This is a genomic window from Streptomyces sp. NPDC057565 (assembly GCF_042801455.1).
In the GTDB taxonomy this organism is placed as follows: Bacteria; Actinomycetota; Actinomycetes; order Streptomycetales; family Streptomycetaceae; genus Streptomyces; species Streptomyces yanii.
The window spans coordinates 37,576-58,358 of the sequence record NZ_JBHVFU010000003.1 but is presented as its reverse complement, the minus strand read 5'-3'; the positions used below and the strand labels follow the sequence as shown (position 1 = coordinate 58,358).

Annotated in this window: 18 protein-coding genes and 1 riboswitch; of the genes, 13 read left to right on the top strand and 5 right to left on the bottom strand. The window is 72.6% G+C overall.

Annotated elements, in window-relative coordinates; genetic code table 11:
* Positions 1-5 precede the first annotated feature (5 nt).
* From ACFU8W_RS07525 to ACFU8W_RS07500, 6 genes are read left to right on the top strand one after another with little or no spacing between them, the layout of a single operon-like run.
* On the top strand, positions 6-1,250 hold the full coding sequence (locus ACFU8W_RS07525; protein ID WP_384033180.1) for a substrate-binding domain-containing protein: 1,245 nt from the start codon (positions 6-8) through the stop codon (positions 1,248-1,250).
* A 3-nt stretch (positions 1,251-1,253) separates the two neighbouring features.
* Entirely contained in the window at positions 1,254-2,045 is a 792-nt protein-coding gene (locus ACFU8W_RS07520) for an ABC transporter ATP-binding protein (RefSeq protein ID WP_345512951.1), read from the top strand.
* Positions 2,042-2,794: an ABC transporter ATP-binding protein gene (locus ACFU8W_RS07515; RefSeq protein ID WP_384033177.1), complete on the top strand. Its 753-nt coding sequence runs from the start codon at positions 2,042-2,044 to the stop codon at positions 2,792-2,794. Before ACFU8W_RS07520 ends, ACFU8W_RS07515 begins: the two co-directional genes overlap by 4 nt.
* Positions 2,794-3,681, top strand: coding sequence for a branched-chain amino acid ABC transporter permease (locus ACFU8W_RS07510; protein ID WP_345512954.1), 888 nt, complete (start codon positions 2,794-2,796; stop codon positions 3,679-3,681). The genes ACFU8W_RS07515 and ACFU8W_RS07510 overlap by 1 nt, the downstream gene beginning before the upstream one ends.
* Positions 3,678-4,823, top strand: coding sequence for a branched-chain amino acid ABC transporter permease (locus ACFU8W_RS07505; protein WP_384033174.1), 1,146 nt, complete (start codon positions 3,678-3,680; stop codon positions 4,821-4,823). Before ACFU8W_RS07510 ends, ACFU8W_RS07505 begins: the two co-directional genes overlap by 4 nt.
* Positions 4,820-5,725: an alpha/beta fold hydrolase gene (locus ACFU8W_RS07500; protein WP_384033171.1), complete on the top strand. Its 906-nt coding sequence runs from the start codon at positions 4,820-4,822 to the stop codon at positions 5,723-5,725. Before ACFU8W_RS07505 ends, ACFU8W_RS07500 begins: the two co-directional genes overlap by 4 nt.
* 30 nt (positions 5,726-5,755) lie before the next feature.
* Here ACFU8W_RS07500 and ACFU8W_RS07495 read toward each other — a convergent pair whose 3' ends face one another.
* The 3 genes from ACFU8W_RS07495 to ACFU8W_RS07485 form a co-directional block, all read right to left on the bottom strand.
* Positions 5,756-7,741, bottom strand: coding sequence for a helix-turn-helix domain-containing protein (locus tag ACFU8W_RS07495; protein WP_384033168.1), 1,986 nt, complete (start codon positions 7,739-7,741; stop codon positions 5,756-5,758).
* Positions 7,742-7,783: 42 nt separating this feature from the next.
* On the bottom strand, positions 7,784-8,590 hold the full coding sequence (locus ACFU8W_RS07490) for a 3-hydroxybutyrate dehydrogenase (RefSeq protein WP_384033165.1): 807 nt from the start codon (positions 8,588-8,590) through the stop codon (positions 7,784-7,786).
* A gap of 172 nt (positions 8,591-8,762) precedes the next feature.
* Positions 8,763-9,749 (bottom strand): aldo/keto reductase, encoded by a 987-nt coding sequence (locus ACFU8W_RS07485; RefSeq protein ID WP_384033162.1) that lies wholly within the window; start codon positions 9,747-9,749, stop codon positions 8,763-8,765.
* Positions 9,750-10,051: 302 nt separating this feature from the next.
* On the opposite strand from ACFU8W_RS07485, the gene ACFU8W_RS07480 reads away from it, so the two are divergent.
* On the top strand, positions 10,052-11,527 hold the full coding sequence (locus tag ACFU8W_RS07480) for a PHB depolymerase family esterase (protein WP_384033159.1): 1,476 nt from the start codon (positions 10,052-10,054) through the stop codon (positions 11,525-11,527).
* Between the two features lie 212 nt (positions 11,528-11,739).
* On the opposite strand, the gene ACFU8W_RS07475 is transcribed toward ACFU8W_RS07480, so the two are convergent.
* A complete protein-coding gene (locus ACFU8W_RS07475) occupies positions 11,740-11,973 on the bottom strand; it encodes a ferredoxin (RefSeq protein ID WP_358859555.1) in 234 nt (77 codons plus the stop codon).
* Positions 11,973-13,454, bottom strand: a complete 1,482-nt coding sequence (locus ACFU8W_RS07470; protein ID WP_384033155.1) for an aldehyde dehydrogenase — start codon at positions 13,452-13,454, stop codon at positions 11,973-11,975. The genes ACFU8W_RS07475 and ACFU8W_RS07470 overlap by 1 nt, the downstream gene beginning before the upstream one ends.
* A gap of 224 nt (positions 13,455-13,678) precedes the next feature.
* Here ACFU8W_RS07470 and ACFU8W_RS07465 point away from each other — a divergent pair, with 224 nt between their 5' ends.
* The 6 genes from ACFU8W_RS07465 (at position 13,679) to ACFU8W_RS07440 (ending at position 20,679) form a co-directional block, all read left to right on the top strand.
* Positions 13,679-14,716 carry an MBL fold metallo-hydrolase gene (locus ACFU8W_RS07465; protein WP_384033152.1) on the top strand — a complete coding sequence of 346 codons (1,038 nt, stop codon included), beginning with the start codon at positions 13,679-13,681 and terminating at the stop codon, positions 14,714-14,716.
* Between the two features lie 31 nt (positions 14,717-14,747).
* A riboswitch (cobalamin riboswitch) is annotated at positions 14,748-14,882 on the top strand.
* Between the two features lie 107 nt (positions 14,883-14,989).
* Entirely contained in the window at positions 14,990-16,252 is a 1,263-nt protein-coding gene (locus tag ACFU8W_RS07460) for a prenyltransferase/squalene oxidase repeat-containing protein (RefSeq protein WP_384033149.1), read from the top strand.
* Entirely contained in the window at positions 16,249-16,935 is a 687-nt protein-coding gene (locus ACFU8W_RS07455; protein ID WP_384033148.1) for an SCO2322 family protein, read from the top strand. Before ACFU8W_RS07460 ends, ACFU8W_RS07455 begins: the two co-directional genes overlap by 4 nt.
* Positions 16,932-18,101: an energy-coupling factor transporter transmembrane component T gene (locus tag ACFU8W_RS07450; protein WP_384033145.1), complete on the top strand. Its 1,170-nt coding sequence runs from the start codon at positions 16,932-16,934 to the stop codon at positions 18,099-18,101. The genes ACFU8W_RS07455 and ACFU8W_RS07450 overlap by 4 nt, the downstream gene beginning before the upstream one ends.
* Positions 18,101-19,810: an ABC transporter ATP-binding protein gene (locus ACFU8W_RS07445; protein ID WP_384033142.1), complete on the top strand. Its 1,710-nt coding sequence runs from the start codon at positions 18,101-18,103 to the stop codon at positions 19,808-19,810. The genes ACFU8W_RS07450 and ACFU8W_RS07445 overlap by 1 nt, the downstream gene beginning before the upstream one ends.
* Entirely contained in the window at positions 19,807-20,679 is an 873-nt protein-coding gene (locus tag ACFU8W_RS07440; protein WP_384033139.1) for an ECF transporter S component, read from the top strand. The genes ACFU8W_RS07445 and ACFU8W_RS07440 overlap by 4 nt, the downstream gene beginning before the upstream one ends.
* Positions 20,680-20,783: the final 104 nt, after the last annotated feature.

Here is a 20,783-nt window from a genome sequence, read left to right as displayed (position 1 = left end):
TCACCATGCGTCGCAGAGCCACAGGCACCGCCCACCGCAGATCTCTCTCCGCACTCGCCACGCTGGCCGCCGCCGGCGTCCTGCTGACCGGCTGCACCGCCGCCGGCAAGGCGGGCGAGGCTGACACCGCGTCCGGCAAGGGCGCGAAGGACCAGACCATCGACGTGGGGCTGGTCTACTCCCGGACCGGGCTGCTCGCGGCCTACGGGAAGCAGTACCGCGACGGCTTCATGGCGGGTCTGGACTACGCGACGAAGGGCACCGGCAAAGTGGCCGGGCACCGCATCGAGGTCACCGAGCAGGACGACGCGGGCGACCCCGGCAAGGCGGTGGCCGCGGCGAAGAACCTGATCGGCAAGGGCTACAAGGTACTGGCCGGGACCACGGACTCCGGGGTCGCCCTGCAGATGGCGCCGCTCGCCGCGCAGAACAAAGTGCTGTACGTCAGCGGGCCCGCGGCCACCGACGCCGTGACCGGGATCAACGCCTACACGTTCCGCTCCGGCCGGCAGTCCTACCAGGACATCCTCACCGCCGGGGCGATGCTCGGCGGGGCCAAGGGCAAGAAGGTCACCGTGCTGGCCCAGGACACCACGTTCGGCCAGGCCAACGTCGCCGCGGTGAAGGCCGTGCTCGGCGGCCAGGGCGCGAAGGTGGGTTCCGTGCTGGCCCCGCCGAGCGCCACGGACCTGACCCCGTTCGCGCGGCAGGTGAAGGCCGCCGGTCCCGATCTGGTCTTCGTCGCCTGGGCCGGTTCCACCGCCCCCGCACTGTGGACCGCCCTGGACCAGCAGGGGGTGCCGAGCGCCTCCAAGGTGGTCACCGGGCTGGCCGGGACCGCCTCGTACCCGGTCTTCGGCGCGGCGGGTTCCAAGGTCTCGTTCCTGGCGCACTACTTCCCCGGCGCGGGCGGCGGCAACGCCGTGGAGAAGGCCATGCTGGACGCGGTGGCCAAGGCGGGCGGCACCCCTGATCTGTTCACCCCCGACGGCTTCACCGCGGCCCAGATGATCGTGCACGCCGTGGAGGAGGGCAGCGCCACCGATCCCGCCGCCATGGCGAAGGCCCTGGAGGGCTGGAGCTTCGACGGGGTGAAGGGCAAGGAGCAGATCCGCGCCGAGGACCACGCGCTGCTGCAGCCGATGTTCGTGGCGAAGCTGACCGGGAAGGGCGCCGCCGCGAAGCCGGAGCTGGTGACCACCGAGCCGATGGACAAGGTGGCGCCGCCCGCGAAGCCCTCGGCGGGCTGACCGGTGGCAGCACCTGACATCACGACGGATCACGGGAGCGCGGCGCACTCCGCCGCCCCCGTGCTTCAACTGGCCGGACTGGGCTGGGGCGTCGGTGGGGCGACCATCGTCGAGGACATCACCCTGGATGTCCGCGAGGGCGAGTTCCTGGCCTTCATCGGCCCCAACGGGGCCGGCAAGACCTCGCTGTTCAATCTGATCAGCGGGCTGACGACAGCCACCTCCGGCACCCTCGCGCTGGACGGTACGGACCTGACCGGCCGTCCCGCGCACGTCCGGGCCCGGCGCGGGATCGGCCGGACGTTCCAGACGTCCAGTCTGTGGCCGGGGATGAGCGTGGCCGACCACGTCCGGCTGGCCGCCCAGGCCGCCGGGGGCGGCTCGTACCGCGTGTGGCGGCGCGCCTCCCCGTACACCGACGAGGTGCGCGGCGTGCTGGAGCGCACCGGACTCGGCCACCGCGCACGGGCGCTGGCGTCCGAGCTGTCGCACGGCGAGAAGCGGAAGCTGGAGCTGGCGGTGCTGCTCGTGGGCGAGCCGCGGCTGATGCTGCTCGACGAACCGATGGCCGGGGTGAGCGCGGAGGAGGTCCCCGCGCTCACCGAACTGATCCGCACCCTGCACCGGGACGAGGGCCGCACCGTCCTCATGGTCGAGCACCACATGGACGTACTGCTGGGGCTGGCCGACCGGCTGGCCGTGATGCACCACGGCCGGCTGCTGGCGCTGGACACCCCCGAGGCCGTGACCGCCGACCCGACCGTGCAGCAGGCATACCTCGGGGAGGGGCTGTGACGACGGAGACCCTGCTCGCCGTACGGGACCTGCGGGTTCTCATCGGCGGACGGCACATCCTGCACGGCGTGGACCTCGATGTCGCCCGCCACGGGGTGACCGCGCTCCTCGGCCGCAACGGTGCCGGGAAGACCACGACCGTGCGCGGCGTCCTCGGCCTCGTCCCGCGCACCGGAAGCGTCCGGCTCGACGGTGAGGAGACCGTGGAGCTGCCCACCCACACGCTGGTACGACGGGGCATCGGTTACGCCCCCGAGGACCGCGGCATCTTCGCCGGACTGACCGTGGCGGAGAACCTGCGGCTGGCCGAGCGGCGCGGGGCGGGCGCACCGGCGTACCCCCTCGTCCATGAGCTCTTCCCCGAACTGAAACGCCGGGAGCGCCAGTTGGCCGGGACGCTGTCCGGCGGGCAGCAGCAGATGGTCGCCATCGGACGCACTCTCCTCAACGGAAACCGGCTGATCATCGCGGACGAGCCCACCAAGGGTCTGGCGCCCAAGGTGGTCACCGAGGTCGCCGAGGTGCTGGAGCGAGCCGCCGAGGCGGTGCCGGTGCTGCTCGTGGAGCAGAACCTCGCCGTCGTACGGCGCCTCGCCGCGCACTGCACGGTGCTCGCCGACGGCCGGACCGCCCATCAGGGGCCGGCCGGTGAGCTGCTGGGCGACGCCGAGGCGGCGCGCCGGCTGCTGGGCGTGGGGCACGGTCCGGCCGCCCACGTGCCTTCCCGGAACGCGGAGGAAGATTCCTGATGTCCACCCTTGTGCTGCTCACCATGACCGGACTCGGTCTGGGGGCGCTCTACTTCCTGATCGCGTCGGGGCTTTCGCTGATCTTCGGTCTGATGGACGTGCTCAACTTCGCGCACGGGGCGCTGCTCTCCATCGGCGCCTACGGCACCTGGTGGGCGGCGTCCGGCCATCTGCCGGGCGCGGGCCCCGGCGGTGCGGGCTTCGTCCTCGCGGTCCTGTTCGGTACGGCGGTGGGCACCGCCGCCGCTGTGCTGCTGGAACTCACCGTCGTCCGCCCGCTCTACACCCGGCCGCGCGAGCAGGTGCTCGCCACGGTCGGGGTGGGGCTCGCCGTCCCGGCGCTGCTGTCGGGCATCTGGGGCTCGGACGCCCGGACCTTCCCCGGGCCCGAGGCGCTGTCCGGCACGTTCTCCCTGCTGGGCGCGGAGGTCCCGGTCAACCGGCTGGTGCTGATCGCGGCTGCGGTCGTGGTGCTGATCGCGCTGCGGCTCTTCCTCGGGCGGACCCGGCACGGACTGGTCGTACGGGCGGGGGTCGAGGACCGGGCGATGGTGACCGCGCTCGGCATCGACGTCCGCAAGGCGTTCACGCTCGTCTTCGCGATCGGCGGCTGCGCCGCCGCGCTCGGCGGGGCGCTCGGCGGGCTGTACTTCGGCTCGGTCGACCCCCGGCAGGGCACCTCGCTGCTGATCTTCGCGTTCGTCGTGGTCGTCACCGGGGGCATGGGTTCGGTGACCGGCGCCGCCGTGGCGTCCGTCGTGATCGGCCTCGTCCAGCAGTTCGCCAACTACTACACCGCAGCGGGCCTCGGCGACCTGGCCGTCGTCGTCCTGCTCGCCGCGCTGCTGCTCGTACGGCCGCGCGGACTGACCGGGAGGCTCGCGTGAGCACCGTGACCGGGACACCCGACCGCACGAGCGGAACACCGGCGGCACCGTCCGACGCACCGGTGCGCGCGAACACGGCGCGGCTGCTGCGCTGGTGGCCGGCCGTGGTGCTGGTGCTGCTGATCGTCGCACCGTACAGCGCCCTGCCGTTGCCGGGACTGCTCGACGGCCCGCTGGGCAGTCCGGGCAGCCTGCAACTCCTCGCCACCTGCCTGTTGTTCGGCGCCCTGGCCACCGGCTACGACCTACTGCTCGGCCGGACCGGGCTGCTCTCCTTCGGGCATGCCCTGTACTTCGCGGCGGGCAGCTACGCCACCAACACCATCATGCTGGAGGCCGGACTGCCGTTCGCCGTCTCCGCGCCGGTCGGCGTCTGCTTCGGGATCGCGCTCGCGCTGGTGCTGGGATCGGTGAGCCTGCGCGTCACCGGCATCGGCTTCTCCATGGTGACGCTGGCCTTCGCCCAGGCGGGCTCGATCCTCGTCTCCCGCAACCCCCGTGGCTTCACCGGCGGCGAGGAGGGTCGGGCCGCGCCCGCCGAGCTGCTGCCGTCCGGGCTCGTGGGCATCGAGCACACGGCGAACCTGTACTGGGTCGCGCTCGGCTATCTCGTCCTCACGCTGGCCGTCGTCCACTGGGCGGTCCACTCGCCGACGGGGCGGGTCTGGGAGGGCATCAAGGAGAACGAGCGCCGGGTGGAGGTGCTGGGGCTGAAGCCGTACGGGTTCAAACTGACGGCGTTCGTCCTGGCCGGTGCGCTGGCCGCGCTCGGCGGGCTCGTCCATCTGCTGCTCACCGGCGGCTCCACCCCGCAGACGACGACGTCGGACTTCACGCTGTCGCTGCTGGTGATGGTGGTGCTGGGTGGCTCGGGCACCCGCTGGGGACCGATGGTCGGCGGCATCCTCTACACGTGGGCCGACCACCGGCTCGGCGATCTCGCCGGATCGGGTGCGGTCGCCGACCTTCCCGCGGTACTGCGGGTACCGCTCTCCCAGCCGCTGTTCCTGCTCGGTGTGGTGTTCGTGGCCGTGGTCCATCTTCTGCCGGGCGGGCTGGCACGGCTGCCGTCCCGGATACGTTCCGTACTCCGTGCGACCAGTGAGGGCGTACCCGCCCAGAAGGAGGACCGGCGCTCATGACCGCGTACGAGGAGATACGTGTCCCGGTGGCCGGGGGCGAGCTGGCCGCCCTGCGCTGGCCGGCCCGGGAGCCCGACGCGCCGGTGGTCGTCGCCCTGCACGGCATCACGGCCAACGCGCTCTCCTGGGGCACGGTGGCGCGGCTGCTGGCCGGCCAGGTCACGCTGGTCGCCCCGGACCTGCGCGGCCGGGCCGGAAGCTCCGGGCTGCCCGGACCGTACGGCATCGCGGTGCACGCCGATGACATCGCGGCCCTGACCGGGGTGCTCGGCCTGGACCGGGTGGTGCTGGCCGGTCACTCGATGGGCGCGTTCGTGGCGGCGCTGGCCGCCGTACGGCATCCGGACCGGTTCGGTCCGCTGCTGCTCGTCGACGGTGGGATCGGTTTCCCCGCCCCCACCCATCTCTCCCCGGACGAACTGATGACGGCGGTGATCGGCCCGGCCATGGACCGGCTGTCGATGACGTTCCCCGACCGGGCCGCCTACCGGGAGTTCTGGCAGGCGCATCCCGCGTTCGCCGGGGACGCCTGGTCGCCCGAGGTGGACGCGTACATCCAGCGCGATCTGACGGGCGACGAACCGGCGATGCACTCGACGTGCCGGATCGAGGCGGTGCGCACCGACGGGATCGGTCTCTTCGACGACGACGTCCTGTCGGCGGTAAGGAAGTTGCCGGCGCCGGCGACGCTGCTGTGGGCGGCGCGCGGTCTGATGGACGAGCCGCAGGGACTGTACGACGAGCAGCGGCTGGTGGCCGCCGACCTCTCCGGCACCCTGCTGGAGCCGGTCGCGGTGCCGGACGTCAACCACTACACCGTGCTCACCGGGGACACCGGCGCACGGGAGATCGCCGCACGACTGGTGGCACTCTCGAACATACCGAGTCCGTGCGGCAGTTGAGTACGGAGCGGTAGCCGGCCGATCGGTCGGCTACCGCTCCTGACCGCCCGACAACAGGTTCAGCCGCAACGCCAGTTGAAGTTCCAGCGCCCGGTCGGGCTCGTTCCAGTCGCGGCCGAGCAGCACCTGGATCCGGTCCAGCCGCTGAACCACCGTGTTGACGTGGACGTGGAGTTCGTCCTTGGCGCGGATGAGACTGCCGCCGGAGCCGAAGTAGGCGCTCAGCGTGCGTACGAGGTGGGTGCCGCGCTGGGCGTCGTACCGCAGCAGGGGTCCCAGCGTCGCTGTGACGAAACCGTCGACGTCCTGCGCGTTGCCCAGCACCACGCCGAGGAAGCCGAGTTCGTCGACGCAGGCGCCTTCGCCGGTACGGCCGAGGACCCGCATGGCCCGCAGGCAGCGTGCTGCTTCGGCGTACGCGGCGGCGAGCTGCCGAGGCCCCCGGGCCGGACCGGTGGCGGCCACGGTGACGGGGGCCTGGACCAGCTGGCCGAGCTGGGCGGCCGCCGCCCGCGCCGCGTCCCCCGCATCGGGTCCGGGGTCCGCGTCCGCCTCGCAGCCGATCAACAGCACCACGGTTCCCGCGTGTTCGGCACTCACGCCGCGGATGTCCCCGCCGAACAGATAGCGCAGGGCTGCGGCGCAGAGCTTCTCCCGGGCGCCCGCCTCGGCCACGAGCAGCAGATGCGGGCGGTCCAGGTCGATGCCGAGGCGTCGGCCGCGTTCGGCCAGTCCGGCGGGGTCGCGGTCCGCGTCGGTCAGCAGATCGCTGATCAGCTCGCCGCGGATCCGGTTCTCGGTCTCGGCGACCGTGCGCCGCAGCAACAGGAGGAGGCCGGTGACCACGGCGGCGCGTTCGAAGAGCCGCCGGTCCGAGTCGTCGAGCCGGCCGTGCTGGTGCAGGACCAGACTGGCCAGGAGCTCCTGCCCGGCGAGCACGGCGCAGATCCACCGGCCGTCGCGGTGCACGGCGCGCGCTCCGGTGCGGGACTCCTCGGCGGTCTCGACCAGCCATCCGGCGTCCATGGAGTCGGCGGCGAGACCCGCACCGTCGGGCCGGACGGCCGCCAGCGGGCGCCCGCCCGGGTCGTGGATGGTCAGTGGGGAGTCCAGCAGCCCGGCGACGGCCGCCGCGACGTCCTTGACGTCACCGCCGCGCAGCACCAGGTCGGTCAGCCGGTCGTGTGCCTCCTCGGCCCGCTGCATGGCGGCGGAGTGCTCGCGTACCGCCGCGTTCGCCTCCGCCAGCTCGGCGTTCGCCTCGGCGAGGTCGGCGAGGGCGGACCGGGTGTCGGCGAGGGCGCGGGCGGTGTCGATCGCGATCGCGGCGTGCGCGGCGAGCGAGCAGAGCAGGGCGACCTCGTCGGGGCTGAAGACGCGGGATGCCCGGTCGGCGGCGAAGAGGACGCCGATGACCTTCCCCGTACCACCGCGGCTGGACCCGAGGAGCAGGGGCACGCCCAGGATGGCGACGAGCCCCTCGTCGAGGACCCCGGCGTTGATGTTGCGGGTGTGGCGGAAGCGGTCGTCGGTGCGGTAGTCGGGGGTGGCGTACGGGCTCGCGGTCTGCGCGACCAGGCCGCCGAGCCCTTCGCCGAGTTCCAGCCGCAGCCGCTGGAAGAGGACCGACACCGACCCGTCGGTCACCCGCATGTAGGTGTCCCCCGCCTCCTCGTCGGGGAGCGTGAGATACGCCGTGTCCGTGCCGAGCAGCATCCTGGCCCGCCGGACGATCGCCTTCAGCACGTCGTCCAGATCCCGGGAGGCGGCCAGATCGCCCGCCGTGTCGAAGAGCGCGGTGAGCTGGAGCTCGCGGCGCCGGTGCTGGCGCAGGGCGCCCCTGATCCGCAGGGCGGTGGCGGTGGCCGCCTCCACCTCGGCGAGTTCGCCCGCGGGCACACCGGCCGCCCGCGCCTGGGAGGACACGGCTCCCAGCGCCTCGGCGGGGGCGTCCTCGACCAGCAGGTCGAGGAGGAGGCGCAGGTGGGGCGCGGCGGAGGGGGTGGGTGCAGACATGGGCGGCCATCGTTCGTCGGGAGGGGCGGGGAGCCGGGAGGGTCAGTTGGCGGTCCAGCCGCCGTCCATGGAAAGGGAGGTGCCGGTGATGTGTGAGGTACCCGGCCCGCACAGCCAGAGCACCGCCCCGGCGACGTCCTCGGGTTCGATCAGGCGCTTGATGGCACTGCGTTCCAGCATCACCTTGCCCACCACCTCCTCCTCCGTGATGCCATGGGTACGGGCCTGTGCCGCGATCTGGTTCTCGACCAGGGGCGTGCGTACGTAGCCGGGGTTGACGCAGTTGCTGGTCACTCCGTGCGGTGCTGCTTCCAGGGCGACCACCTTGCTGAGTCCCTCCAGTGCGTGCTTGGCCGATACGTATGCCGATTTGTACGGGCTGGCGCGCAGCCCGTGGACGGAGGAGATGTTGACGACGCGCCCCCAGCCGCGTTCGTACATGCCGGGCAGGGTGCGGCGCAAGATGCGGAACGGTGCTTCCACCATGACGCGGTGGATCAGGGCGAAGCGGTCCGGCGGGAATTCGTGCACGGGGGCCACATGCTGCAGCCCTGCATTATTGACCACCAGGTCCGCGTCGTCCGGCAGGGAGTCCACCGCCTCGGGCACGGACAGATCGACGACCCAGGCCGTTCCGCCGATCCGCTCCGCCAGTTCTTTCGCCGCGTCGGCTGCCTTGTCCACGACGTACACATGGGCGCCCGCGGCGGCGAGAGCCTGCGCGCAGGCCTGTCCGATGCCGCTCGCCGCACCGGTCACCAGGGCGGTACGGCCGGCGAGGGACCGGTCTACGGGCGGGGGGACGGTGAGCGGTGCGGGCCCGGGTTCCGGGCGCTGGGGAGTCTCCATGGTCGTCACCGTAAGGAGGCGGAAGCCCACGTCACACGGGGTCGGTGCACACACCGCCGCGTGTCGGCATGGTGGCGGCGTACATGGTGCGAGGCAGGGGGCGGAACCCGTCGGCGCCTGTCGTCGAGCCCGGGTCGGGCCCGGGTTCGACGACGGGCACTGTGAGCTCCTCTCAGTGGGCCGCGTCCAGCGTCGCCCGCTGCTCCGCCGTCAGCTCCAGGTCCACCGCGGCCAGGCTCTCGTCCAGCTGTGCCACCGAGGAGGCGCCGACCAGCGGGACGACCGGGACGTCGCCGCCGATGAGCCAGGCCAGGACCACCTGGTTGACGGTCGCCCCGGTCTGCTCGGCCACCGCCCGCAGCGCCGCCTGCCGGGCCGGTGTGCCCGGGTGGTCGAACTCCGGGCCCAGCGGCTTGTCCGCCCGGACGTAGGCACCGGCCAGGAGCGGCGAGTAGGCGACCGGCACAAGGGCGGGTTCGGCCCGCAGATAGCTGAGCAGGTCCCCGGAGAGCACACCCTCCTGGCCGTCCGGGGACCGCAGGCCGGGCAGGTCCGTGCGCTGCCGCAGATAGCTGTGGTGGTACTGGAGGACCTCGTATCCCGGCAGTCCTGCGGCCGCGGCGAGGGTCCGGGCCCGCTCCACCTGCCACGCCCAGTGGTTGCTCACGCCCAACAGGCCGACGGTCCCTTCGGTCACCAGTTCACCGAAGGCCTCGACGGTCTCGCCCATCGGCACGCTCCGGTCCTGCACGTGTGCGTACAGCAGGTCCAGCTTCTCGACACCGAGGTGTTCCCGGCTCCGCTCCGCGGACTCCCGGATCACCTTCGGCGAAAGCCCTTCGATGTCGTGGGTGAAGCCGGTGGCGGGGGCGTTCGGCCGGGCACCGAGCTTGGTGGCGATGACGATCTCGTTGCCGACACCGCGGCTCCGGCGCCATCGGCCGAGCAGTTGCTCGCTCTCCCCGCCCTGGCTGCCGTCGACCCAGAACGCGTAGTTGTTCGACGTGTCGATGAAGGTGCCGCCGGCCTCGGCGTACCGGTCGAGGATGGCGAAGGACGTCGCCTCGTCGGTGGCTGTGCCCATCAGCATGGCACCGAGGCTGAGCACGCTGACCTCGCGGCGGCTCTTCGGGTCCGTGCCGATCGTGCGGTACCGCATGTCTGTCCCCTCCCAACAGCCCGTCTCGGGTGCGGGCGTTGCTGACCGGGAGTCTGTATGTTCGAGCGCACTCGATGTCAATCCCGGCTTCCCGTCGACGCTAAGGGCTGTCCCGTAATCCCTGGCGGAACAGCTCGCGGCAAACCTTTCCGGTCGCAGCACCAGCGACGCAAGAGCGGCGTCGCACACAGCGGGCTCCGAGGGATGTCAGCCCGCCCCATGGGCCGGGGCGGCCCGGACTCCTAGGTTCCGGCAGCAGTCCGTATGTCCGCTCGTCCGCACGTTCCGAACAGGGAGGCCCCGTGCGCCCATCCATCCTGCGACGCCTGCTCCGGAGCATCGCGTCCACCGCTGTCCTCGGTGTCGTCGCGGCGACACTGAGCACCGTGACGGCAGCCCCGTCCGCCGCTGCCGCCGGCGGCCTCCAGCAGGTCACCGGCTTCGGCTCGAACCCCGGCAATCTGCAGATGTACGAGTACGCCCCCGCCGGTCTACCCACGGGCGCACCCCTGGTGATCGCCCTGCACGGCTGCACGCAGACGGCGAACGACTACTACACCAACTCGGGCTGGCCGAAATACGCCGACCTGTGGAAGTTCGCCGTGGTCTTCCCGCAGACCACCTCCGCGAACAACTCGCTCTCCTGCTTCGGCTGGTTCGATCCGGCCGAGGACACCAGGGGCAAGGGCGAGGCCGCCTCCGTCGTGCAGATGGTGGAGCACGCGAAGCAGCAGTACGGCTCGGACGGCCGCCGGGTGTACGTCACCGGGCTCTCGGCGGGCGGCGCAATGACCGCCGATCTGCTGGCCGCCTACCCGGACGTGTTCGCGGGCGGGTCCGTGGCCTCCGGTCTGCCCGCGCAGTGCGCAACCAGTCAGGCGGCCGCTTCCGGCTGCCAGACCGGCCCGCAGAAGCTGACCCCCGCCCAGTGGGGCGACAAGGTCCGCGGCTCCTACCCCGGCTACTCGGGTCCGTGGCCGCGCGTGGCCATCTGGCAGGGCACGTCCGACTACACGGTGTATCCCGCCAATGCCACCGCCCTGCGTGACCAGTGGACCGATGTCTGGGGCATCGGTCAGACCCCCTCCAGCACCACCACCCTGCCCGGGAACACCACCCGGAGCGTCTACAACGACGCCTCCGGGCGGCCGGCCGTGGAGACGTACTCCATCTCCGGCATGGGTCACGGCTTGGCCGTCTCCCCGGGCTCCGGAACCGATCAGTGCGGGAGGACCGCCGCGTACTTCCTGAGCTCGATCTGCTCGACCTACCACACGGGCGTCTTCTGGGGGCTGGACCAGGGCGCACCGGGCGGTGGTGGCGAGGACCCGCTGCCTGCGCCCTCCGGCCTGACGGTCACGGGTGTCACCGGGACCAGCGCCTCGCTGTCCTGGGGCGCCGTCGCGGGAGCCTCCTCGTACGCCGTCTACCGCGACGGCAGCAAGGTCGCCCAGCCCGCGTCGACGGCGTTCACCGACACGGGGCTGTCCGCCGGGACCGCGTACCGCTACACGGTGGCCGCGGTCGACACCTCGGGCGCGGTCGGCGGGGTCTCGTCCCAGGTGACGGCGACCACGACCTCGGGAGCGACCGGCGCCTGCTACACGGCGACGAATTACGCGCAGGTGGCGGCGGGCAGGGCGCACACGACCGGCGGTTACGTGTACGCCAACGGCTCGGAGCAGAACATGGGGCTGTACAACGTGTTCGTCACGCACACCCTGCGGGAGTCACCGGCGGGCTGGTTCGTCATCGCCGACACCGGCTGTACCGCCTGAGGGGCCGGGAGCTCCGCCGTGCAGCCCGGGGGCCCGTGCCGGGCTGCACCTCGCGCTTGTCGGCCAGTTGGTGACGGCGAACCAACCGGTGTAGCTACCGGCTCCATTGACATACCGATCGAAGTATCCGTTCGACAAACCGATGCAGTTGCCGCTGCCGTACGCGGTGACGGTCACCACGCACACCGATCCCGAACATCCTTGACCGGCCGTCAGTCCTCCGGCGGGAAGACCACCTCGCCCGAATCGGCCAGCGTCAGCGTGATCGCTTCGACGGGACATCCTTCCGCCGCCGCGAGCACCCGCTCGTTGGCATCGGTCTCCGGATCGCCCGGGTGGGACTGCCGGGCGGAGTCCAGCCGGAAGCCGTCCGGAGCGTGGTTCACGCACATCCCGGAGCCGATGCAGACGCTCCGGTCGACCTCCACATGCCAGCGGTCCCCCATCACCCCTCCTGCGGGCCGGGCTGCGCGGGCCGGTACCCGGCGGGCAGATGGATCATCTTGTGCTCGAAGTACTCGCCGTACCCCTCGGGTCCGAACTCCCGCCCCAGGCCGGAGTTCTTGTAGCCGCCGAACGGCCCGAGCATGTCGAGACTGAAGGTGTTCACGCTGTACGTGCCCGTCCTCACCCGGCGGGCGATGTCGATGCCGCGCTCGGTGTCAGCGGTCCAGACGCTGCCGCTGAGCCCGTACTCGGAGTCGTTGGCGATCTTCACCGCCTCCGCTTCGTCGCCGTACGGCAGCAGGCAGACGACCGGCCCGAAGATCTCCTCGCGGGCGATGCGCATGGAGTTGTCGACGGATCCGAAGAGGGTCGGCTCGACGTACCAGCCGCGCTCCCGGGAGGCCGGACGGCCGCCGCCCGTAAGGATCTTGGCGCCTTCCTCCTGGCCGATCCGGATGTAGTCGAGGGAGCGCTGCTGCTGGCGCCGCGCGACCAGGGGGCCGAGTTCGGTGGCGGGGTCGAGCGGGTCACCGACCTTCAGTGCACCCGCCGCGGCGGCGAACGCCTCGGCGGTCTCGTCGTAGCGGGAGTGCGGGACGAGGATGCGGGTCTGGGCGACGCACGCCTGGCCGTTGATCATCCAGGCGAACGGGACGATGCCGGCGACGGCCGTGTCCAGATCGGCGTCGGGAAGGATGACAGCGGCGGACTTGCCACCGAGCTCCAGGGTGACACCGGTGAGGTTCCGTGAGGCGACCTCCATGACCCGGCGGCCCGCCGCGACCGAGCCGGTGAACGACACCTTGTCGACGCCCGGATGGCCGACCAGGTACTCGCTCACCTCGCGGTCCGCCGGAAGGATCGACAGCACCCCTTCGGGGAGCCCGGCCTCGGCGGCGATCTCGGCCAGGATGTAGGCGTCCAGGGGCGATTCGGGCGAGACCTTGAGCACGGCGGAGCAGCCTGCCAGGAGCGCGGGCGCGAGCTTGGCGGCGGCGGTGAACTGCGGGACATTCCACGGCACGACGGCCGCGACCACCCCGACCGGCTCCCGGCGCACCAGCAGCGGCCCGAGGACGCCGTCGCGGCGCTCCTCGTACGGGAAGGTGCGGGCGACGGTGATCGCCGCGTCCCACACCATCATCGCGGCGAGCGCCTGCACCATCACACTGGAGCTGTACGGAGTTCCGTTCTCGGAGCTGATCACGCGGGCGATCTCCTCGTGCCGCACGGCGAACGCGTCCTTGATCCGCGTGATCACCTCGATCCGCTCGTTCAGGGACGCGCGCGGCCAGGGCCCTTCGTCGAAGGCCCGGCGGGCGGCGGCGACAGCCCGGTCCACATCCGCTTCACAGGCGTGCGGCACCCGACCGATGACCTGCTCGGTGTGGGGCGATATCACCTCGATGACGTCCCGGCCGAGCGGATCGACCAACTCCCCGCCGATGAACAGTTTTCCGTGTTCCACAAGCTCGGTCATGGCTGCTGCCTCCCGCGACCCGGCACGTACCGACTCCACACCTGATTTCATATCTGACTCCGTGTCAGAACTGATACCAGTTCCAGTTCCAGGAGTCCACGCCCCGGACGGGGGCGCTGCAACACCCCCGCACGGATGGTCGACTTGGGCTACTAATGGAACAAGTTCTCGTTACAGTAGGGGTGGCACAGCGCGGCCCGGCCGACGCGAGAGATGGGGAGCCCATGACACAGGTGACCGAGCACGGCGGCGGCGTGTGGTCCATCAAGGTCCCGATCCCGGACAACCCGCTCGGCCACACCCTGGTGCATGTCCTCGACACCGACCGCGGGCCGGTCCTCGTCGACACCGGCTGGGACGACCCCGACGCCTGGGACACCCTGGTCGCCGGAGTCGCCGCCGTCGGTGTGGACATCGCAGGCATCCACGGCGTGGTCATCACCCACCACCACCCCGACCACCACGGACTCTCCGGACAGGTCCGCGAGGCATCGGGGGCGTGGATCGCGATGCACGCCGCGGACACCGCGATCGTGCGCCGCACCCGCGAATCCGAACCGGGCACCTGGTTGAGCTACCTCGCGGCGAAGCTCGCCGCGGTCGGCGCACCGGAGGAGCACCTCGCCCCGTTGCGCGCCGCCCGCACGGGCGGCCGGATGCGCACGCTCCCCGGACTGCGCGCCGCCCTCCCGGACCGCGAGATCGTCCCCGGCGAGCTGCTCGACCTCGCGGGCCGGCGGCTCCGGGCGATCTGGACGCCGGGCCACACCCCCGGCCATGTCTGCCTGCACCTGGAGGAGGACCACCCGGCCGGTCTGCCCGGCCGCGGCCGTCTCTTCTCCGGTGACCATCTGCTGCCCGGCATCAGCCCCCACATCGGGCTGTACGAGGACCCGGACGATGCGACGGTCACCGACCCCCTGGGCGACTACCTGGACTCGCTGGAGCGCATCGGCCGGCTCGGGGTCGCCGAGGTGCTCCCCGCCCACCAGCACCCGTTCGCGGACGCGGCGGGGCGCGTAGGGGAACTCCTCGACCATCACGAGGAGCGGCTGACCGGACTGCTCGCCCTGCTCGCCACCCCGTTGACGCCATGGCAACTGGCCGAGCGGATGGAGTGGAACCGGCCCTGGGAGCAGATCCCGTACGGTTCGCGGAACATCGCCGTCTCCGAGGCGGAGGCTCATGTGCGCCGGCTGGTGAAGCTGGGGCGCGCGGAGGCGGTGCCGGGCAGCGGACCCGTGACGTACGTCGCTGTGTGAGGCAGCCCTCCGCCCGGAAGGGGCCGGCTACGCCCCGGTAGAATGTGCGAGTCGTCATCATGCCCGTTCAGGGGGAAGCCGGTGCGAATCCGGCACTGACCACGCAACCGTGAGCCGCTGACACAGCGGTGAGTCGGGCTGCCCTGTCCGCGGTCGTGACCGGCTCGCGTCACCGGAACCCCGGTGGCCGGCACCGTCGAGGAATACGGGGCCGGAGCCTGGTGCCTGAGTGTGCCTGTGCCCGGTTTCCCACCAGGAGAGGCTCAGCCCGCCATGACCGTACGCCGCAGCGCAGCAGCGCTCGCCGCCACCGCCACCGTGCTCTGTGCGGCCGCTGCCCCGGCCGCGGTCGCGGCACCGTCCCCCTCCCCCACCCCGTCCGTCGCGCTGCCCTCCGGGCTGTACGGAACCAAGGACCCGACGTACGACGGGGTCTGGCGGCAGTCGCTGGCCTTCCTCGCCCAGCGCGTCGAGGGGGTCGTGCCCGCGACGAAGTCGGTGGACTGGCTGATCGCCCAGCAGTGCGCGAGCGGCGCCTACGCCTCGTACCGCGCCGATGTCTCCAAGCCGTGCGACGCCAAGACCATGCTGGACACCAATGCGACCGCCGCCGCGGTGCAGGCGCTGGCGGAAATCGGCGGGCACGGCGACATCGTGAACAACGGCGTCCGCTGGCTGAAGTCCATCCAGAACGAGGACGGCGGCTGGGGCTACAACGCGGGTTCCCCCAGCGACGCCAACTCCACCTCGATCGTGATCGGCGCGCTGGCCCGGCAGGGCCAGCGGATCGGCGACATGACGAATCCGGGCGGCAAAACCCCGTACGACGCACTGCTCGCGCTCGCGATCCCGTGCGGCGGCAAGGACGGGGGCGCGTTCGCGTACCAGCCCGACAAGGCCGGGAAGCTCGCCGCGAACGCGGATGCCACCGCGGCCGCCGTGCTCGGCTCGATGGGCAAGGGGCTGGCCGCCGGGGACAACGCCACGGTCGAGGGCAAGCCGCCGGCCTGCCGGACGAGCGACGTCGTCAAGCCGGAGCAGGCTGCCCAGAACGGCGCCTTCCACCTCGCGGGCGCCCTCGCGAAGAACGGCAACCATCTGAACCTGCCGCCGATGCCGGGCTCCGACGACACCACCCCGCAGCCCGACTTCGGCAACACCGCGGACGCGGTCGTCGCCCTGGCCTCCGCGGGCCACAAGAACAAGGCGGCCGACGCGGTCGGCTGGCTGCAGAAGAACTCCAGGAGCTGGGCCGAGGAGAGCGGCCCGGCCGCCTATGCCCAGCTGGTCCTGGCCGCGCACGCGACCGGCGCCGACGCCCGCGACTTCGGTGGCGTCGACCTGATCCGGGAGCTGAACGCGAGCGGTCCCGCGCCCGCCGCCGTCATCACGCCCAGTGCGACCCCGGACGACTTCTCGGCCCAGGACGGCACCAGCGACGACGCCGGTCTCGGGGTGTGGTGGCTGGTCGGTATCGGTCTCGCCGCCGGTGCGGGCATCGGTTTCCTGATCAGCAGCCGCCGGAAGCAGCCGTGAACCGGGCGGGGAATCGTGCGGGGCATGCCTTCGGCGGACGGGTGGCCGTCGCGCTGCTGCTGGTGCTCGGCGCCGCTCTGACCGTGCTCGGCGCGGGCACCGCCCATGCGGCCGGCTACCGCTACTGGTCGTTCTGGGAGGGCAAGGGGTCCGGCTGGGCCTACGCCACCCAGGGACCCTCGCTCGTCCGGCCCGACGACGGGGCGGTGCAGGGCTTCCGGTTCTCCGTGAGCGAGGACTCCCAGGACTCGGCGAAGCCGCGCCGCAGCCCCGACTTCGCGACGGTCTGCGCGGACACCCCCGCCAAGGACGGCACCAAGCGCGTCGCGCTCGTCATCGACCCCGGCACGGCGGCGGACGCCCCGGCCGGGGAGACGCCGCCCGCGCTGCGCACCGCCTGTGCGCAGGTCGCCCCCGGGGCGAGTACCGCCGAGGCGCTCGCCTCGGTGGCCAAGCCGCTGCGCTACAGCAGCGACGCCCTGCTCTGCGCCATCTCCGGCTACCCCGCCTCGGGCTGCGGTGAGCAGGTCTCCGGCAGCGGGCACACGGCGTCCGCCTCTCCCTCGTCCTCCCACCCCGGGAACGGGCGCAGCGGTCCGTCCACCGGCGTGCTCGTCGGGCTCGGTGCCGTCCTGCTGCTCGGCATCGCCGCCGTCCTGCAGGCCCGCCGCCGGCGCGGATGACCGCCTCCCCCGGCGCGGTCCGGCTCAGCCATGCACTGCGGGCGCCCGCGGCGACCCGCAGCAATGCCCTGCCCGCCGGGGCCTGGTGGCTGTGGGCGCTCGGGCTGGCCACCGCCGCGTCGCGGACCAGCAATCCGCTGCTGCTCGGGCTGCTGGTGGGCGTGGCCGGATATGTCGTGGCGGCGCGCCGTACGGATGCGCCGTGGGCGCGTTCGTACGGGGCGTTCATCAAGATCGGACTGTTCGTCGTCGCCGTGCGGTTGCTGTTCTCCGTCGTCCTCGGCTCGCCGATCCCCGGTACGCACCTGGTGGTCACCCTCCCCGAAGTCCCGCTGCCCGACTGGGCGCAGGGTGTCAGGATCGGCGGCCGGGTCACCGCCGAGCAGCTGCTCTTCGCGCTGTACGACGGGGCGAAGCTGGCCGCACTGCTGATCTGCATCGGCGCGGCGAACTCGCTCGCCAACCCGGCCCGGCTGCTCAAGTCGCTGCCGGGTGCGCTGTACGAGGCGGGGGTCGCCGTCGTCGTCGCGATGACGTTCGCGCCGAACATGGTCGCCGATGTGGTGCGCCTGCGCACCGCACGCCGGCTGCGGGGCCGCCCGACCGGGGGCATCAGGGCCGTTCTGCAGATCGGACTGCCGGTGCTGGAGGGTGCGCTGGAGCGGTCGGTGGCCGTGGCGGCGTCGATGGACGCGCGCGGGTACGGGCGTACGGCGCAGGTCCCGCCCGCCGTCCGGCACACCACGAACGTCCTCACCCTCGGCGGTCTGCTGGGGGTCTGCGCCGGTACGTACGGCCTGCTGGCCTCGCAGGGTGCGGTCTACGGTCTGCCGCTGCTGCTCGCCGGGCTCGTCGCCGCGACGGCCGGACTGCGGCTCGGCGGCGCCCGCTCGGTCCGTACCCGCTACCGGCCCGACCGGTGGGGTGTGCGGGCCTGGCTGGTGGCGGGGTCGGGTGCGATGGTCGCGACGGCGATGATCCTGGCGGGCAGCGTCGACCCGGAGGCGCTGCACCCCGGGGTCGTACCCCTGGTCGCGCCGGTGTTCCCGCTGTGGCCCGCGGCGGCGGTGCTGATCGGGCTGCTGCCCGCGGTGGTGGCGCCCGCGCCGCCCCCGGTGGGTGGTCCGGCCGGGGCTCCCGTCGCGCACTCCGAGAAGGGGCAGTGATGATCCGGTTCGAGCAGGTCTCGGTGCAGTTCGAGGGCATGGCGCACCCCACCCTGTCCGGCGTCGATCTGACGGTCCCGGAGGGCGAGTTGGTGCTGCTCGTCGGTCCGTCGGGGGTCGGCAAGTCGACGCTTCTCGGGGCCGTCTCCGGTCTCGTACCGCACTTCACGGGCGGCACGCTGCGCGGCCGGGTGACGGTCGACGGCCGCGACACCCGCACCCACAAACCGCGCGAACTCGCCGATCTGGTCGGCACAGTGGGCCAGGACCCGCTCTCCCATTTCGTCACCGACACCGTCGAGGACGAGCTTGCGTACGGCATGGAGTCGCTGGGGCTCGCCCCCGATGTCATGCGGCGGCGGGTCGAGGAGACCCTCGATCTGCTGGGCCTCGCCGGGCTGCGCGACCGGCCGATCGGCACGCTCTCCGGCGGCCAGCAGCAGCGGGTCGCGATCGGCTCCGTGCTGACCCCGCACCCCAAGGTGCTGGTCCTGGACGAGCCGACGTCCGCCCTGGACCCGGCGGCGGCCGAGGAGGTCCTCGCGGTGCTCCAGCGGCTGGTGCACGACCTGGGCACGACGGTCCTGATGGCGGAGCACCGGCTGGAACGCGTGGTCCAGTACGCGGACCAGGTCGTCCTGCTGCCCTCGCCGGGCGCCGCACCCGTGACGGGTGCGCCCGCCGACGTCATGGCCGTGTCCCCCGTCCACCCACCGGTGGTCGCGCTGGGACGGCTGGCGGACTGGACACCGCTGCCGCTCTCCGTGCGTGATGCGCGACGCCGGGCGACCGGTCTGCGGGAACGACTGGCATCGGCCGAGCCACCGTCGGCCGTCCCGTCGACGACGCCCGCTGCCCCGCCACCGCTGCCCACCGCCCCGGTACGGCGTGGGCTGTTCGGACGCCGTCGCGCACCCGAGCCGGAGCCCGCTCCGGGTCCCGCGGGGAAAGCGATCGTCCGGGCCGAGAGTCTGGGGGTGCGGCGCGGTCGCGTCGAGGCGCTGCGCCGGGTGACGCTCTCCGTCACACCCGGCGAGACCGTCGCGCTGATGGGCCGCAACGGCGCGGGCAAGTCCACGCTGCTCGCCACCCTCGTCGGCACGGTCGAGCCCACGGCCGGCACCGTCCACGTGGGCGGCCTGGCCCCGCACCGCACACCGCCGCGCGACATGGTGCGCCGGGTCGGGCTCGTACCGCAGGAACCGCGCGATCTGCTCTACGCGGACACGGTCGCCTCCGAGTGCGCGGCGGCCGACGCGGACGCGGGCGCCGCGGCGGGCAGCTGCCGGGCCCTGGTCTCCGAGCTGCTGCCGGACGTACCGGACGACACCCACCCGCGCGACCTCTCCGAGGGGCAGCGCCTCGCCCTGGCACTGGCGATCGTGCTGACCGCGCGACCCCCGCTGCTGCTGCTCGACGAGCCGACCCGTGGCCTGGACTACGCGGCGAAGGCCCGCCTGATACGCGTGCTGCGCGGTCTGGCGGCCGAGGGCCATGCAATCGTCCTGGCCACCCACGATGTGGAGCTCGCCGCCGAGCTGGCCCACCGGGTGGTGATCCTCGCCGACGGGGAGATCGTCGCGGACGGGCCGACCCGGCAGGTCGTGGTCTCGTCCCCGGCGTTCGCACCGCAGACCGCGAAGATACTCGCCCCGCAGGAGTGGCTGACCGTGCCGCAGGTACGCGCGGCACTGGAGAAGGGCGCATGACGCCCCGGGAACGGGCCGTACGAGCGGCCGAAACACCGAGGGACCGGCGCACCGGCGACCGGCAGGCGCGGGCGGTCCGGCTCGGGCCGCGTGCGATCGCCGCGCTCCTCCTGATCAGCGCGATCGGTGTCGTCGCCATCGGCTGGCCGCTGCTGGCCGGCGCGGACTCCGGCCTCGCGCACTCCCAGGACGCGCCCTGGCTGTTCGCCGCGCTGCTTCCGCTGCTGGTCGGGGTGGTCGTCGCGACGATCGCGGACTCCGGCCTGGACGCGAAGGCGGTGGCGATGCTGGGTGTGCTCGCCGCGGTCGGCGCCGCGCTGCGCCCGCTCGGCGCGGGGACGGCGGGCCTGGAGCCGATGTTCTTCCTGATGGTGCTGAGCGGCCGGGTGCTCGGCCCGGGCTTCGGGTTCGTGCTCGGCTCGGTGACGATGTTCGCGTCCGCGCTGCTCACCGGCGGGGTGGGCCCGTGGATGCCGTTCCAGATGCTGTCGATGGGCTGGTTCACCATGGGCGCCGGGCTGCTGCCGGGCCCGGACCGGCTGCGCGGGCGGGCCGAGCTGCTGATGCTCGCGGCCTACGGGGGTGTGGCGGCGTTCGCGTACGGCACGGTGATGAACCTGTACGGCTGGACGATCGTGCCGGGCCTCGGCTCGGGCATCTCCTTCCATCCCGGTGATCCGCTGACCGAGAACCTGGTCCGCTTCCTCGCATACTGCCTGGCCACTTCGCTGGGCTGGGACCTGGGACGGGCCGTGCTGACCGTGGCCCTGACCCTCGTCGTCGGCGGGACGTTGCTGAAGGCGCTGCGCCGGGCCACGCGGCGTGCGGCCTTCGAGGCCCAGGTCACATTCGACGCCCCGAAGGCGTGAAGGTCCCCACAGGACCTTGGTCCTCCACCATCGGGAGCAGTAGCCGTTCCACCCCGGAACTGTGTCGTTCGCCCGCACCGCCCTCGCCCAGCCCCGCACCGCCC